General features: G+C 66.6%; 15 protein-coding genes. 7 read left to right on the top strand and 8 right to left on the bottom strand.

Going from position 1 to position 15,797, the window contains the following annotated elements; genetic code table 11:
* Positions 1–38 precede the first annotated feature (38 nt).
* Positions 39–896, top strand: coding sequence for a serine O-acetyltransferase (cysE, locus tag AAC691_RS07710; RefSeq protein WP_342629582.1), 858 nt, complete (start codon positions 39–41; stop codon positions 894–896).
* A 267-nt stretch (positions 897–1,163) separates the two neighbouring features.
* Positions 1,164–3,623 carry a TonB-dependent receptor plug domain-containing protein gene (locus AAC691_RS07705; RefSeq protein ID WP_408906069.1) on the top strand — a complete coding sequence of 820 codons (2,460 nt, stop codon included), beginning with the start codon at positions 1,164–1,166 and terminating at the stop codon, positions 3,621–3,623.
* A gap of 19 nt (positions 3,624–3,642) precedes the next feature.
* Here AAC691_RS07705 and AAC691_RS07700 read toward each other — a convergent pair whose 3' ends face one another.
* Together AAC691_RS07700 and AAC691_RS07695 are read right to left on the bottom strand one after the other, a co-directional pair.
* The gene (locus tag AAC691_RS07700; RefSeq protein ID WP_342629580.1) at positions 3,643–4,032 is read right to left on the bottom strand and encodes a ferredoxin family protein; all 390 of its coding nucleotides are present in this window, start codon (positions 4,030–4,032) and stop codon (positions 3,643–3,645) included.
* Positions 4,029–5,618 carry an FAD-binding protein gene (locus AAC691_RS07695; RefSeq protein WP_342629579.1) on the bottom strand — a complete coding sequence of 530 codons (1,590 nt, stop codon included), beginning with the start codon at positions 5,616–5,618 and terminating at the stop codon, positions 4,029–4,031. The genes AAC691_RS07700 and AAC691_RS07695 overlap by 4 nt, the downstream gene beginning before the upstream one ends.
* Before the next feature lie 210 nt (positions 5,619–5,828).
* Between AAC691_RS07695 and AAC691_RS07690 the strand changes: the two genes are divergently transcribed.
* Entirely contained in the window at positions 5,829–6,917 is a 1,089-nt protein-coding gene (locus tag AAC691_RS07690; RefSeq protein ID WP_342629578.1) for an LLM class flavin-dependent oxidoreductase, read from the top strand.
* Between the two features lie 45 nt (positions 6,918–6,962).
* On the opposite strand, the gene AAC691_RS07685 is transcribed toward AAC691_RS07690, so the two are convergent.
* The 6 genes from AAC691_RS07685 to AAC691_RS07660 all read right to left on the bottom strand — a co-directional run bounded on the left by AAC691_RS07685 (position 6,963) and on the right by AAC691_RS07660 (position 12,053).
* Positions 6,963–7,724, bottom strand: a complete 762-nt coding sequence (locus AAC691_RS07685; RefSeq protein ID WP_323991974.1) for an ABC transporter ATP-binding protein — start codon at positions 7,722–7,724, stop codon at positions 6,963–6,965.
* Entirely contained in the window at positions 7,718–8,737 is a 1,020-nt protein-coding gene (locus tag AAC691_RS07680) for an ABC transporter permease subunit (protein WP_342629577.1), read from the bottom strand. The genes AAC691_RS07685 and AAC691_RS07680 overlap by 7 nt, the downstream gene beginning before the upstream one ends.
* A complete protein-coding gene (locus tag AAC691_RS07675) occupies positions 8,734–9,807 on the bottom strand; it encodes an ABC transporter substrate-binding protein (RefSeq protein WP_342629576.1) in 1,074 nt (357 codons plus the stop codon). The genes AAC691_RS07680 and AAC691_RS07675 overlap by 4 nt, the downstream gene beginning before the upstream one ends.
* Before the next feature lie 28 nt (positions 9,808–9,835).
* Entirely contained in the window at positions 9,836–10,375 is a 540-nt protein-coding gene (locus tag AAC691_RS07670; RefSeq protein ID WP_342629575.1) for a flavin reductase, read from the bottom strand.
* A complete protein-coding gene (locus tag AAC691_RS07665; protein ID WP_342629574.1) occupies positions 10,365–11,063 on the bottom strand; it encodes a peroxiredoxin-like family protein in 699 nt (232 codons plus the stop codon). Before AAC691_RS07665 ends, AAC691_RS07670 begins: the two co-directional genes overlap by 11 nt.
* 96 nt (positions 11,064–11,159) lie before the next feature.
* Positions 11,160–12,053, bottom strand: a complete 894-nt coding sequence (locus tag AAC691_RS07660; RefSeq protein ID WP_176640209.1) for a LysR substrate-binding domain-containing protein — start codon at positions 12,051–12,053, stop codon at positions 11,160–11,162.
* 153 nt (positions 12,054–12,206) lie between these two features.
* On the opposite strand from AAC691_RS07660, the gene AAC691_RS07655 reads away from it, so the two are divergent.
* From AAC691_RS07655 to AAC691_RS07640, 4 genes are read left to right on the top strand one after another with little or no spacing between them, the layout of a single operon-like run.
* The gene (locus tag AAC691_RS07655) at positions 12,207–13,298 is read left to right on the top strand and encodes an LLM class flavin-dependent oxidoreductase (RefSeq protein ID WP_342629573.1); all 1,092 of its coding nucleotides are present in this window, start codon (positions 12,207–12,209) and stop codon (positions 13,296–13,298) included.
* A 10-nt stretch (positions 13,299–13,308) separates the two neighbouring features.
* The gene (locus tag AAC691_RS07650; RefSeq protein WP_342629572.1) at positions 13,309–14,322 is read left to right on the top strand and encodes an NAD(P)-dependent oxidoreductase; all 1,014 of its coding nucleotides are present in this window, start codon (positions 13,309–13,311) and stop codon (positions 14,320–14,322) included.
* 38 nt (positions 14,323–14,360) lie between these two features.
* The gene (locus AAC691_RS07645) at positions 14,361–15,191 is read left to right on the top strand and encodes a class II aldolase/adducin family protein (protein WP_323991959.1); all 831 of its coding nucleotides are present in this window, start codon (positions 14,361–14,363) and stop codon (positions 15,189–15,191) included.
* Between the two features lie 5 nt (positions 15,192–15,196).
* Positions 15,197–15,796: a cysteine dioxygenase gene (locus AAC691_RS07640; RefSeq protein ID WP_176640928.1), complete on the top strand. Its 600-nt coding sequence runs from the start codon at positions 15,197–15,199 to the stop codon at positions 15,794–15,796.
* The last annotated feature ends 1 nt before the right edge of the window (position 15,797 follow it).

Here is a 15,797-nt window from a genome sequence, read left to right as displayed (position 1 = left end):
ATCCATGTATCCATGTCATGATAGAGTGAAAAGACGGGATGACCGCGCACGTCACCAGCCTGCACACCTATCTTGCGCGCGGCGGATCCGCCGCCGCCGTATCGCCTCCGTCCGCCACGGCGGCGGGCATATGGGACCTTATGCAAGGCGAGGCGCGGACTTATCGCGATCCCGTGTTGCGGGAATTGACGCGGCCGGCCGTGCTCGACCAGCCGGATTTTGCCACCGCCCTGGCGTTCCTGCTGTCACGCAAGCTCAGCAGCGATCTGGTGCGCAAGGCCACGATCTTCGCGCTGATACGGGATTTCCAGCGTCTCCGGCCGCAGGCGGTCGACATGGCGGTGGCCGATCTGGCGGCGATCCGCGCGCGTGATCCGGCGGCGACCGACCATCTGGTGCCGTTCCTGTTCTTCAAGGGCTTCCATGCGATCCAGTCCTATCGGGTCGCGCACTGGCTGTGGCATGAAAACCGCAAGCCGCTGGCGCATTATATCCAAAGCCGGACATCGGAACTGTTCGCGGTGGACATTCACCCCGCCGCGCGTCTGGGACAACGGATCATGTTCGACCACGGCACCGGCATCGTGGTCGGCGAAACGGCGGTGATCGAGGACGATGTGGCCCTGCTGCAGAACGTCACCCTGGGCGGCACGGGCAAGGAAGGTGGCGACCGCCATCCCAAGGTGCGGCGCGGCGCGCTGATCGGCACCGGCGCGAAGGTGCTGGGCAATATCGAGATCGGCGAGGGTGCGAAAATCGGGGCGGGCTCGATCGTGTTGAAACCCGTCGCGCCCTTCACCACCGTCGTCGGCAACCCGGCACGCGCCGTCGGCACGCGCCACGAGGAACTGCCCTCCTTGACCATGGATCAGGCATTGCCCGATTACGTGATCTGATATTGCCGGAAATATAAGCGTTTCGGACGATTTCAGGCATAGACAATGATGAAAAACTCCAGGCGATGAAAAATGAAGCTTAATTATTAAGCTTCCAAAAGTATTAATTTTAATATGTTCATTGGGTTAATTTGCCAAATTCAATATACGCATTGAAAATTAATGTTCATATCGTTGAGGGCGGGATGCTCTGCTTCGAAATGGACGGATTGAAGAATGTCTTTAAAAAAAGGTCTTTTGTTTTCAGCGAGTCTGGCTTTTTCTCATATGTCGGTGGCCGGCGCAGCGCCGGAGGCGGCGTCGTTGGGGGCGCATAAGCGGAAACATATCGTCAAGGTAAAGCCGGCCCCGACGCCTGCCGCGCGACAAGGGGTGGCTACGGGCGCGCACGCAGCGCCGACCGGCAGGCGGACGGTGCGGTCCGCGGTGCCGGCCGGTAGTGTCGCCGCGCCGGATGCGGCCGAGATCGTCATCGCCACCGGCACGCATGTCCGCAACCGGACGGCGCGTGCCAGCACCTCGCCCATCGACGTCATTTCCGCGGCGGCGCTACGCCGTTCGGGACAGATCAATTTGGCCGACGCGCTGGCGCGGACCAACCCGTCGATCAGCATCAATGCGGTCGGATGGGATGCGGGGGCGCTGACATCGTTCATTCGCCTGCGTGGACTGAACCCCAATGACACGCTCGTCCTCGTCGACGGCAAGCGGCGCCACATGACGGGCAATATCTATGCCGACTCCGGCCCGCAGAAAGGGTCGACGCCGGTCGATCTGAACATGATACCGGTCGATGCGATCGACCATATCGAGGTTCTGCGCGGCGGCGCGGCGGCGCAGTACGGTTCGGATGCCATTGCGGGGGTCGTCAACGTCGTGCTGAAAAAGACTCCCCACGGGTTGGATATGACCGCGCAGACCGGCGCCAATGCCTATAACGGTGATGGCTGGCAGTACCAGGTTGGCATGGATGGCGGATTTTCCCTGGGCGGCGACGGTTATCTGCATTTGAGCGGGCAAGCCTATCACACCGACCATTTCGTCCATGGCGGCACCGACGCCCGCACCGGATTGCAGGACGACCAGGCGCAGAGCACGCCGGAAGAAACCCGCGAGACGCTGGGCATCGATTTCGGCAAGACTCTGGCCGAAGGCGTGCAGGGCTATGGTTTTATCACCTATGGCCACCGTCATGCCGAAGCCAACGAACATTATCGCCTGCCGTCGGTCTTGCCGCAGCTCTATCCCTACGGTTTCCTGCCGCTGGAGACGATCGAGGAGAACGACTACGCGGCGACCCTGGGCCTGAAGGGCGACCGTTTCCTGGGGTTCCACTGGGATCTGAGCACGACCTATGGTGCGGACGAGGACGATATCGGCGTCAAGAACACTGCCAATGTCGGTTTCTACGACGCCTATGGCTGGACGCCGACCATGGTCCATGCGGAGAGCTATCGCAACGCGCAATGGACGAATGATCTGGATTTCACCCGGCTGTTCCAGGTGCTGGGCAGAAAGCTGAACCTGGCCTTCGGGGCCGAGCATCGGCTGGAGACCTATGACGTGGGTGCGGGCATTCCGCCGTCCTATCTGCTGGGCGGGACGGCGGCTTATGCCGGCCTGATGCCGGAGAATGCCGGCCGCTGGAGTCGTGACATCTGGGCCGGCTATATCGATACCGACATGCATGTCACGCGCAAGCTGGATGTCGATCTGGCCGGGCGTTTCGAGCATTATACCGATTTCGGCAATACCGAGAATGGCAAGATCTCGGCGCGGTACGATTTCACCCGGCGCATCGCGGTCCGGGCCACCATCAGCAACGGGTTCCGCGCCCCGACGCTGGCCGAGGAACATTACAGTTCGCTGAACGTGTCGCCGACCGGGGCGACGGGCGACCTCGCCGTCAATTCGGCGGCGGCGCGTCTGTTGGGCGCGGTGCCGCTGAAACCGGAACGGTCGACGAATGCGAGCGGCGGCATCGTGCTGGAACCGGTGGACGGTTTCCATGTCGCGGTCGACGTGTACCAGATCAATATCCGCGACCGGATCGTCGCCGGCGGCAATTACGAAGGGGCCATCGCCGAACAGGCCATCGCCCTGACGGGCGCCACGCTGCCGACGGGACTGCAATCCAACGACGTATCGGCGACCTATTTTTCCAATGGTGCCAGTACGCGCACCCAGGGACTGGACATCACCGCCGATTACCTGTTCCGTCTGCGGCAATATGGCAATCTGGATCTCAGCCTGGGGCTCAACCTCAACCGGACGCGCCTGCATCACCTGGCCAAGGACGCGAACGGTAACCCGCTGCTGAGCGCCCAGGGAATCGGCTACCTGACCAATGCGTCCCCGCGCAGCAAGATCATCCTGGATGCCTATTGGACGATCGGCAATTGGGATATCAATCTGCGCCAGACCCGCTACGGCCAGACGGTCGACGATGTCAGTTATGAGGACCAGGCGCCGGCCGCGCTCCGCTATTCCAACACGCAATTCTATCAGTTCGTGAACACGCCGCGCTGGCTGACCGATCTGGAAGTCGGGTACCGGCTCTCGCGCCGCTGGCACGTCGCTGTCGGCGCGAACAACATCTTCAATGTCCGTCCCCGCCGGATGCCGCTGATCACGTCCTATCTGGGCAATTCCTATTACGACGCCAACTCGTCCGGCGTTCCGATCACGGGCGGCTATTACTACGGCCGGATCAATTTCAGCCTCTGACGCCGGCCGGCGGCGCGTTTCAGTCCCGGCCGTGACCCTCTTCCCCGCGCATGCGGGCATGGCGTGTGGCGGCGATCTCCGCCCCCGCCATCAGCAATGGTCCAAGACGCCAGAACTCCGACAACGGGTCGGGGTCGTCGCCGGTCCAGCCATGATCGCGCCGCACGCGGCCGAGCTGCCCGGAGGCCAGAATGGCCGCCGGGTCGGGCGCTTCAGCTTCGTCTCGGCCGGGCGCCACGTAAATGGCATCGGCAGGACAATAAAGTTCGCACATGAAGCAGGTCTGGCATTGATCAGGCCGGGCGATGGTGGGCACGCCTCCCGCGCCGGGGTCCAGGACATGGGTCGGGCAGGCAGCCACGCAATCGTTGCACGCGATACAGCGCTCGGGAAAAATATAGGTGATCATGCAGCATTGGCCTTGGTGCCCGCGGTTTCGAAACGGGTCCTGATCCTGTCGAGGCCGTCGACGAGCAATCGGCCATCATGCGCGGGCATGGCGGCCGGTACGTCGGTGCGCACATGCATGCCCCGGCTCTCGGTGCGGGCCAGGGCGGCGGCATTGCACCAGCGGGCCGTCGCGGTCATTGCCGCAGCCTCTCGCGCCGCGACCAGGCCGAGACCGTCGCCCCGCCGGTGGTCCTGGATCTCGGCCCAGGCGGCATTTAGTTCGGCCTGGGCTGTCGTCAGCGATTCCGCATTCCGCCACAAAGCCTGGTCGAGGTCGAGGATGTGGTGCCGGGCCAGGCCGATCGCAGCCTGGTCGTCTACCGGGCGGCTGGTGGCGCGCGGACGCAGGCCTGCCTGTCCCAGGGCAGTCAGTGGGCCGTGGCGTCCTCCCTTGCCCAGGATCAGTGCCAGCGAGGCCGCTCCGCTTCCCGCCAGGACGCCGGATGCCAGGGCCCAGGCGGCATTCTGCGCGCCCCCGCCGCTGGTGGCACCCGCAACCAGTTCGCGCGTTGCGGCATCGCCGGCCGCATACAGGCCGGGCACGCTGGTCTGGCACGCGCCGTCGGTGATCCTGAGGCCGCCGGTTCCCCGGATCGTTCCTTCGCCGTACAACGCCACGGGAAAGCGATCGCGGAACATGTCCAGCCCCCGCCGTTCGAACGGCGTCGGGGTCGCGGGTTGGATCTTGCGGATGACGGTCCGGAGGAATTCGGGCGCCTCGTGCAAATCGGCGAAGACCGGCCCCTGGGCGAAGGCGCGGGCGAGCGCGCACAGATAATCCCTTTGCGCCAGCGGCGAGGGAATGTCGAGCAGCCGCCCCTCTGCGTCAAAGAAGCGTGCACCCGTATAAGGCAGCGTACGGGTGGACGCCCAGGCCGGCGAGATTGAATAGGCGACGCAGAACTCCATGCCGGACAGTCCGGCCCCGGCTTCGACCCCCATCAGATATCCGTCGCCCGTGTTGTTGTGGCTGCCGATCAGTCCCGATCGGAACGCGCAGCCGCCGGTGGCGAGAATGACCGCGCCCGCCCGGGCCGTCCAGGATTGACGCTGCAGCCGCGCATAGCCGGCAGCGCCCCCGATCGAGCCGTCCGGGCGGGCCAGCAGTTCCAGGGCCGGGTGATGGTCCAGCACGCGCACCCCCAGCGCCAGGGCGTAGCGGCGCAGACCACGCATATAGTCCGGGCCGCGCACGCCGGAGTAATAGGTCCCGCCCTGGCCGTCGCCGCTGAAGGGGTAGTACGCCGCGAGATCCGGCAGCGTCCGCCAGGTGACGTCGATCACCCTGGCCATCCAGTCCGCGTCGGCCAACCCGTACGCCGTCTCCAGGCGGCGGCGGATGGCGGTCTCGCGCCGGGCGGGATCCGGCGGCACCCACCAATGGTTCGGCCCGCCGGTCGCCGTCACTCCGCTGGTACCGACAAAGCCCTTATCCACCAGGGTGACGGATGCGCCCTCGCGGGCGGCCGAAATCGCGGCCCAGGCGGCCGCCATGCCCCCACCGATGACGAGTACGTCGCTTTCGAACGCCCACATGCGCGTCATGTCCATTGCTGTGCCGATGACGATAGAACGTGAAAATCGTCCGGAAAAATGACGAGTTTTCATATCATTCTTGATGCCGGCTGATACGGCCGGGGTATGTCGCGACGCATAAGGAATGATGGAGCGAGACTTGACCTTTTCTCGAATGACATCGGCGGCGGCCGTCGCGGAGAGTGGCGATCCTTCCTTGATGTGTCGGAGAGAAACGTCATGCCTGTGAATTTTATCGGCTATATCGGCTTCAACAACAGTTCGGAACTGCATGCGGGTGCGCGCAGGCGCTCGCTCGACAGGGAATACGTGCAGGCGGCCCTGCGCGTGCAGGAAGATGGCGGCTTCGATCGCGTCCTGATCCCCTTCGGTTCCAATTCGCCCGAAAGCCAGATCGTCGCAGCCTATGGTGCCGCGCTGACGACGCGGCTCGGCTTCCTGGTCGCGCACCGGCCCGGCTTTACCCAGCCCACCCTGGCGGCGCGGCAGCTCGCGACGCTGGACCAGCTCTCCCAGGGGCGGGTGGCGGTGCATATCATCACCGGCGGCGCGGACGAGGAAATGGCGCGGGACGGCGATGTGGGCACGACCAAGGCCGAACGCTACGCGCGCAGCGACGAATATCTGGGCATCCTGCGGCAGGAATGGTCGGCTACGGCACCGTTCGATCATGACGGCCGCTTCTATCATGTCCGTCAGGCGTTCAGTTCCGTCCAGCCGCGGAACCTGCCCGTCTTTTTCGGAGGCACCTCGGCCGAGGCGATCGACGTGGCCGGGCGGCATGCCGATGTCTACGCGACCTGGGGCGAAACGCTGGACGCCACGCGGGAAATCGTGGCGCGCGTCCGCGCATCCGCTGCGCGCCATGGGCGCACGATCGGATTTTCCCTGTCCCTGCGGCCGGTGATCGCGGAGACCGAGGACGCGGCATGGAAACGCGCGGCGGAGATCGTCGAACAGGTGCGTGCGAACCGCGAAGCAGCCGGATTGCCGACCAGCGGGCACCGGCCGCCCAATGACGGATCGCGCCGCCTGCTGGAAACGGCGTCCGGCCTGCGGCGGGACAAGCGCCTGTGGACCGGTGTGGCGCAGGTGACGGGTGCCGCCGGCAATTCGACCGGCCTGGTCGGTACGCCCGAACAGGTCGCTGATGCGCTGCTCGATTATTACGCGCTGGGAATCGAGAATTTTCTGATCCGGGGGTTCGAGCCTCTGGCGGACGCGGAGCGCTACGGGCGCGACCTGATTCCGCTGGTGCGTGAGCGTGTCGCTGCGCTCGATACGCGGAGCAGAGTCGCTGCAGGGTAAAAAGTCAGGCAGCGCGCCGCCATGCGGCGGCGCGCCTTCCGTCTTTTACCAGTCCGCGCTGTGTCCGAGCTGGACCAGGATATCCCTGCGCAGTGCCAGCAGGCGTGGGTCGTCGCGGTGGCGGTGAGGGGGCAGGTCGATCGTCAGGTCGCCGACGATGCGGGCGGGGCGAGGGCTGAAGACCACGATGCGCGTCGCCAGCAGCAGGGCTTCCTCGACATCGTGGGTGACCATGATGGCGGTGAAGCCGCGATCGCGCCACAGGCGCAGCAATTCGGCCTGCATCGTCAGGCGCGTCAGGCTGTCCAGCTTGCCCAGCGGTTCGTCGAGGATCAGCAGGCGCGGGTCGTTGACCAGCGCGCGGGCCAGGGCGGCGCGCTGGGCCATGCCGCCGGAAAGCTGATGCGGCCAGGCGCGTTCGAAGCCCTTCAGCCCGACCAGTTCGATCGCGGCCTCGACCGCTTCCGGGTCTTTGCGGCCGGCGATGTCGCGGCCCAGCGCCACGTTGCCGCGCACGGTGCGCCATGGATAGAGCGTCGGGTCCTGGAACATCACGATGCGGTCGGGGCCCGGACCGGTGATGGAGATGCCGTCGGCCAGGATCGTGCCTGATCGCGGCGTCTCCAGCCCCGCGATCAGGCGCAGCAGGGTGGATTTGCCGCAGCCCGAGGGGCCGAGCAGGGCGACGAACTCGCCCGGTGCGATGGTCAGGCTGATCTCGTCGAGAACCGGGGTGAAGGCGCCGCCGATCGTATAGCCATGGTCGATATGCGCGAGTTGCAGCCCGAGGGGACGGATGCTCACCATTTCAGCCCGTCCTTCTGCCAGGACAGGACGCGGTCGCGTACTTTGAACAGCAGCGTGACCAGTCCCGTACACATCAGCGACATCACCAGCAGCGCCGCATACATGTTGGGATAGGCCGCCCAGCCCTGGGCCCATTGCATGTAGAAGCCCAGGCCGGACTTCACGCCCAGCATTTCGGCCACCACCAGGGTGGCGAAGGAGACGCCCAGCCCCATGAACAGGCCGACGAAGATCTGCGGCATCGCGGCGGGCAGGGCGACGCGCAGCACCAGGAAGCGGTTGCGCGCGCCCATGGTGCGGGCGACGTCGTAATAGGCCGGATCGACGGCGGCGACGCCGGACCAGGTGAGAATGGCGGTGGGAAAGCCGGCCGCCAGGGCAAGCAGGGCCTCGCTGGCCAGCCGGCTGGAGGGGATCAGCACGAAGGCCAGCGGCAGCAGCGCCACGGGGGGCAACGGGCCGATCAGGCGGATCACCGGCTGCACCCAGTAGCGGACGCGCGGCGAACGGCCCAGCCCGACGCCGGTGGCGATGCCCAGCGCCGATCCCGTGCCATATCCCACCGCCAGCAGGCCCAGTGAGTGCAGCAGGCTGTCGCCCAGCCGCTTCCAGTCCGTCAGGAAGACGTCCAGCAGGTCCTGCGGCGTGCCGAAGAACGGGCGCGGCAGCCAGAGCAGCTTGGCCTGCACGATTTCCCACGCCGCGAAGCCCAGGCCGAGCGCGATGGCCCATGGCGCGCGCGCCGACAGCCGGCGCAGGGCGGCGGCGGCCGTCAGCGCCAGCCCGATCACGAGGAAGAGCGCGGCCAGTTGGTTCGTGTCCGGAAAATCGTCGGCGTCCGGCCAGCGCCAGGTGGCCAGGGCGGCCACGAACCATGCCGGACCCGCCGCCCAGGGCAGCACCCGCGGCAAGGGGGCACGGGACAAGATGCGGCGACGCGCGGTTGCCTGGTCGCCTGGGGACGCATGATCGGCGGCGCCCAGGCCAAGGGATGTCGAGTGGGAGCGGCTCATGCGGCGAGGAGATCCTGCGTGACCCGCTGGGCGTAGCGGGACGTGTCGAGCGAGGGGCGGAAGACGCCGATCTGTTTCAGCGCGTCGGCATAGCGCACGATGTCGTCGCGGAAGGCCGATCCCAATGTCTGGTGGTGATGACCCTGGATCCGGATCATCTGGGCGATATCCTCGGCGCTTGCCTTGGCGGCATAGGGCTTGAAGATCCGGCCTGCCTCGTCGGGATTGCAGGCCAGCCAGGCGCCGGCGTCCAGGATCGCGCGTGTCACCGCCGCTGCGACCGCGGGCTCATCGCGGATCAGGCTGCCGCGCAGGCCGATGACGCAGCAGGCGATGTGCGCCCATTCCCCCCGCATGTTGCTGTCGATCTCGGCCAGCCCGAACTGCCGTTTCTGCAGGTAGGAAAACGGGTCGCCGTCCGTGATGGCCTGCACGTCGCCGCGTTGCAGCGCCACCGGCAGCAGGTCGGCCGGATATTGCCGCCATTGCACGTCGCTTTCCGGATCGATGCCAGCTTCTTTCAGCCGGATGGAGAAGAAATTCCGGTCCGGCCCGCCGATGTCCGTGACGCCCACGGTTTTTCCGCGCAGGTCCGCCAGTTGCTTGATTCCGCCATTGGGCGGCGCCAGCAGATACATGCAGCCCGCATGCAGGCCCGCGACCAGCTTGACGTCGAATCCCTGCTGCAACGGCTTGAGCCAGCGCAGCGCCATGCCTGGCGCGCCGTCGGCCTTGCCGGTCGACAGGGCTTCCAGCAACTGGTCGGTGGCGCCGGCGAAATTCACGTAATCGACGTCGATATTGTAGCGTGCGAAGAATCCCTTCGCCTTGGCGACGGGCACGGCGGCGGTGCAGACGGCGCTTTCGTTCCAGGCGATGGTCAATCTACGGGTCGGACCGGGCACGGGCGGCACCAGCCCCTTGCCGGTGGCGGCGCACTGGCTGTCGTCATGACCCATCGACCCCATCGTGGCGGACCGCGCGCGGTCCGGTAGAAAGGGTAATGGAGCGAGAGACGCAAGCGAGGTCCCCAGCAACGCGCGGCGGGTCAGGTTCTGTGTTTCCGGCATGGTTCGACCTTGAGAAGATAATCCGCGCTCAATCGGCGGGCAGAAGATGAAAGCGGCGGGAAAACCAGGCCAGGCCGTGGCGTGGCCGCGCATGCAGTCCGATCGAACGGACCTGGCAGAACAGAACGTCATGGCTGCCCGCGGCATGACGCGCCTCGATCGTGCAATCCAGCGTGACCGGCGCGTCCTCCAGCAAGGGGGCGCCGCTTCCGTCCGCGCGCCATGCGCCGTGGCCGAATTTCTCGTCGGAAGACAGCCGGCTGCTTGCGAACGTGGCCGCCAGCGTATCATGCCCCTGGCCCAGAATGCTGATGCCCACGACACCGTTGCGCAGGAACGCGTCGTGCGAGCGGTTGGCCCGGTTCAGGCAGACCAGCACGGTCGGTGGTTCGTCGCTGACGCTGGTGATCGCCGAAACGGTCAGGCCATGCCGGCCGGCCACACCGTTCGTCGTCACCAGGACGACCGGCGCGCCGAGCCGGCTCATGGCGTCGCGGAACCTGTCGCGGCTGACGTCCGGCCCGGCGCTTTCCGTTGCGGCCAGGTGCAGGGCGACGTCACGCGGCACGGGACTGCCCATCCTGCGACAGGCCAAGCGCGGCCAGGATCGCCGGCGCCTCGGTACGGTCCATCCAGTCCGGCGCGATATCCACGAAGCGCGCGACACGCCCCGGATCGAGGACGATGACCGTCGGCTTGGGCAGTTCCCACGCGTCCGTGCCGTTGAGTTGCCGGCTGCTGCCGCCCTTCGCCTCGGCCGCCGCGCGCGAGGCATCGTCGAAGACATAGGTGATGCCCAGCGCGCGGGACAGCGCCAGCCCGCCATCGGTCGCCACCGCGAAGGGCAGGGCATGCCGCGTGACGATCTCGCCCAACAGGGCTTCGGGCTGGGGCGCGACCGCGACCAACGGAATGCCGGCCTCCGCAAGGGCGGGCCACAGGGTCTCCCTATAATAGGGCAGGGCGATGTTGCAGGCCGGACAGGTGGCGAAACGGAAGAAAATCAGCACCGCCGGCCCCCGCGCCACCAGGTCGTCCAGCGCCAGGGGGCTGCCGTCGGTCCGGTGCAGCACCGCCGGGGGCAGCGTGTCGCCGGCGGCGACATGGCGGGTCTGCGGGTGCGCGCGCACCAGCGCTTCGCGCTGGTCCAGGTTGACGGCAAGGGCTTCGGCCGTCCAGCTTCGCCGCCGTTCGTCTTCCAGCCTGCGGAAACGTTCACGCAGCGTCGGGGGAGTATCGGAAACGGGAAGACCCATGGGATAAGTCCTGAACAGGAAAAGGGACGTCGGACTATGGATCAGGGCGCCTGCTCCCTTCCAAGGAGTTTCCTTCAAGGAAGGATTGGATATTTCTTATGAATCGCCGGCGGCCTGGGCCAGCAGCGCGCCCAGGTCGTGCGCCGCATCGCTCAAGGCCTCCCGCTGCACCAGGATGGTTTCGATGTCCGGCACCGCGGGAAGGATGCCCGGGGGAATGGTCGGAAGCCCCTCCGCCGCCGCGAAGCGATGCGTGCGGCAACTGGCCCCCAATCCGCCCCTGACACCGGCGCGCAACGCCGGCAGGTTCGGGGTTTCCAGGACGATGCGATAGTCGCGTCGCGTGCCGGTCAGCGCGCGCAGCGCGGCGTCGCGGAAGCGGCAGGGCGGTTCCAGCAGGACCAGCGGCAGTTCTTCCCGCTCGGTGGTCGCGGGGTCGCCAAGCCAGACCATCCGGTCATGGCCGACCACCTTCCAGTGCGCGCCGGGACGATCGCCGTGCTGGCCCAGGCACAGCACCAGGTCGAGGCGCGAACGGTCGAACATCTCCAGCAATTCGGCGGATCCGCCGACGCGCACGATCAGGCGCGCGCGCGGATGTTCCATCCGGAAGCGACCCAGCACGTCCGGCAGAATGGTGTCGGCAAAATCCTGCACCATGCCGATCGTGATCGGCTCGGGGTCCTCGACCTGGCCCAGATTATGCACGATCCGGTCATTCAGCGCGAGCAGTTGCCGCGCATAGCCCACCAGATCCTCTCCCGCCGCCGTCAGGGCCAGACGTCTTCCGTCGCGGCGGAACAGCTTCTGCTGCAGCAGGTCTTCCAACCGTTTCATCTGCAGGCTCAGCGCCGACTGCGTCAGATAGATGACGTCCGTCGCCTGCGCCATGGATCCCGATTCGGCGATCGCGACGAACGAGCGCAGCAGTTCGGTGGGGATATTCCGTGCCGCTCTTTGCGGCGGTATCGCCGCGGTGGCTTGGGACATGGCAGGAACCTCCGCGTCGATGATGGACCGCAAACGCTCATATTAACGTTCTAAATGCGTTTGATGATCATTTCTGACTTGATAAACATCACATTGCAAGCGTCAAATGTATCAAACAACATATATGTATCGTTTAATTTTCCGGAGGTACGGATGTCTGTGGAATTCATCGGCTTCGTCAATGGCCAGAACCAGTCGGAAATCATCCCGCCTTCCGGCCCGGTCATCGACCCGGCGCACGTCGAGGCTGCGGCGAAGATCCACGAGAATGGCGGGTTCGACCGGACGCTGATCGCCTTTCATTCGCATTCGCCGGACAGCCTGCTGCTGGCACAGCACGTGGCCGGCGTGACGCGCGACCTGGGGGTGCTGATCGCGCACCGGCCCGGCTTCACGGCGCCGACCCTGGCGGCGCGGCAACTGGCGACGCTGGATCATCTGACGCGGGGGCGCGTGGCGGTCCATATCATCACCGGGGGCAGCGACGTCGAATTGCAGGCGGACGGGGACCATACCACCAAGGCGGAACGCTACGCCCGGACCGGCGAATATCTCGACATCGTCCGCCAGGAATGGACCGCGACGGCGCCCTTCGACCACCAGGGACGTTTCTATGACGTGCGGGGCGCGCGATCCCAGGTCCGCCCCTATCGGCAGGGCGGCATTCCCGTCTATTTCGGCGGCTCGTCGGACGAGGCGATCGCGGTCGCGGGCCGCCATGCCGACGTCTATGCCCTGTGGGGGGAGACCTACGCCCAGGTGCACGAAACCGTCAGCCGGGTGCGCACGGCGGCGGCGGCGTACGGGCGGACGCCGCGTTTCTCGCTGTCCCTGCGGCCGATCCTGGCGGACTCCGAGGAAGAAGCCTGGCGCAAGGCCGACCATATCCTGGAAACGGCCCGCGCCCTGCAGGAGCGCACCGGATATGCGCGCCCGGCGGTGATTCCGAACGAGGGTTCGCGCCGTCTTCTGGCGGCGGCCGAACAGGGGGTGCGGCTGGACAAGCGCCTCTGGACCGGCCTTGCCGCCCTGACCGGCGCGCGCGGCAATTCGACCGCCCTGGTCGGCACGCCGGATCAGGTCGCCGAGGCGCTGCTGGATTATTACCGGATCGGCATCTCGACCTTCCTGATCCGCGGTTTCGACCCGCTACTGGATGCCTATGTGTATGGGCGCGACCTGATCCCGCGTGTGCGCAGCCTGGTCGCGGCCGAGGATCGGGCCGCGTCGGACCGTGCGGCCTAGGGGCGGCTTCATGCCCGGCACGTTTCCGCCGCGCGTCGTCAACCAGTTGGGGCCGGAAGTCCGCGCTGCGCTGGACGGGTTTGGATCGCGTCTGCGCATCGTCGATGCCAGCCGTGAGTCCGATGCGCCCTGGGATTACGCCGCCGCCGGGTTCGACCGCGCGGACATCCTGCTGACCGGCCCCTCGGCGGGCTGGAAACGGGCGCCCGCCGAACCGCCGGCCGGCTGGGCGGCGGACGCCCCGGGCGCGCCGCGCTGGGTGCAGATCGTCTCGGCCGGCGTGGACGGTTTTCCGCCCTGGCTGCTGCGCGATCGGATCGTGACCTGCGGGCGCGGGGATTCCGCGGTCCCGATCGCGGAATATGTCCTGGCGGCGTTGCTGCTGCGGACGAAGCGCCTGGATGCGCTGCGCCCGGGCTCGCCCGATGCGTGGCGGCGGGACGCGGCCATCATCACGGGTGCGGCGCCGCTCGGCTCGCTCGACGGGCAGGTGCTCGGACTGGCCGGATTCGGCGCGATCGGCCAGGCGGTGGCGGCACGGGCTCATGGTTTCGGGCTGCGCGTCCTGGCCTGGCGGCGCGGTGAGTGGCCGGCCGGCGGACATGGCCCGGTCGAGCCGGTGGACAGCCTGGCGGAACTGGCCCGGCGGTCGGACCATTTGGTGCTGGCGTTGCCGCTGACGGAGGAAACAGCGGGATGCGTGAACGCGGACGTGCTGCTTCATGCCCGGCCGGGGCTGCACCTGGTCAATGTCGCGCGCGGAGGGCTGGTCGATCACGCCGCCCTGCTGGCGGCGCTGGACAGGGGGCAGGTCGGCTTCGCGACGCTGGACGTCACAAGCCCGGAACCGCTGCCGGCGGGCCATCCGTTCTACAGCCATCCTGCCGTGCGGCTGACGCCGCATCTTTCCTGGTCGGGGCCCGTCGTCCGTGAGAATTCCGCCCGTAGGATCGCGGAAAATATCGAACGCTTCTTTGCCGGCCAGCCGCTGCGCGACGTGGTCGATGCGGCCCGCGGATATTGACCCGCGGATATTGAACTGAACGAAAAGGCAAGATCATCATGAATGCTCCGGTCCTGACCAGCCGCGCACGGGATGCGGCATCGACCATCCCCCCAGCGCAGGCGCATGCGCGTGCTCGCCGCCTGGAACCGCGCCCGCCCGCCGCGTCGTTCGCGGAAGAGCGCCTGCATCGCAAGCAGCGGCTGGCCGCGACCTTCCGCCTGTTCGGCCGCTACGGCTTCGACCAGGGGCTGGCGGGCCATGTCACGGCGCGCGATCCGGAATTTCCGGACCAGTACTGGATCAATCCGCTGGCCGTCCATTTTTCGCAGATCCGGGTCTCTGACCTGCAACTGGTGGACCATGACGGTACGATCCTGGTCGGCGACCGTCCGATCAACACCGCCGGCTTCACCATCCATTCGGCCCTGCACAGGGCGCGGCCGGACGTGATTGCGGCGGCCCACACCCATTCGACCTATGGCAAGGCGTTTTCCGCGCTGGGGACCGAGCTTCTGCCGATCACCCAGGATTCCTGCGCGTTCTTCGAAGACCATGCCGTGTTCGATCCATTCAGCGGCGTGGTGTTGGATGACGGAGAGGGCGAACGGCTGGCCGCGACGCTGGGGGATCGCAAGGCGCTGATCCTGCAGAATCACGGGCTGCTGACGGTCGGACCGACGGTCGAAGCCGCCGCCTGGTGGTTCATCACCATGGACAACGCGGCGCATGCCCAATTGCTGGCCCAGGCGGCGGGACCCGTCAGGCCGATCGCGCCCGAGGTCGCCCGCCTGACCGCCGGCCAGGTCGGCACGCATCAGGGCGGTTATTACTCGTTCCAGCCCCTGTGGGACTGGATCGTCGCCCAGGAACCCGATCTGCTGGATTGACCGACATGACATCCATTGCCCGACTCAGGGATTTCGTCACCCGCTTCACGGCGCTGCATGAACGCGGGCTGGACCGCGAGGCCCTCCAGCACGAAGGTGCGGCGCTGCTGCGCGAACTGGTGGCGCAGGATGACTGGCTGCCCGAGGAATTCGCCCGGCCGCATCCCGAGCGGTATAGCCAGTATCTGCTGCATTGCGATCCGCTGGAGCGGTTTTCGGTCGTCAGCTTCGTCTGGGGGCCGGGGCAGAAGACGCCGCTGCATGATCATCGCGTCTGGGGGCTGATCGGTATGCTGCGCGGGCGCGAGCGCGAGACCCAGTTCGCCCGCGACGCGGACGGCCGCTTCCGCGCGGGCGAGACAAGCGACCTGGAGCCCGGCGAAGTCGCATCTCTCGCCCCCGGCGTGAACGATTACCACCAGGTCGCCAATGCCCTGGCGGATCGCACGTCGGTTTCGATCCATGTCTATGGCGACAATATCGGCGGCGTGTCGCGTGCGACCTACGATCCCGAAACAGGGACGGAAAAAAGCTTCATCTCCGGTTATTCCAGCGCGGTGGTGCCCAATCTGTGGGACCGCTCGAAGAACAAGGGAGCCGACTAGG

It is taken from the genome of Nguyenibacter vanlangensis (genome assembly GCF_038719015.1).
Classification (GTDB): Bacteria; Pseudomonadota; Alphaproteobacteria; order Acetobacterales; family Acetobacteraceae; genus Gluconacetobacter; species Gluconacetobacter vanlangensis.
This window is presented reverse-complemented; position numbering and strand designations above follow the sequence as displayed.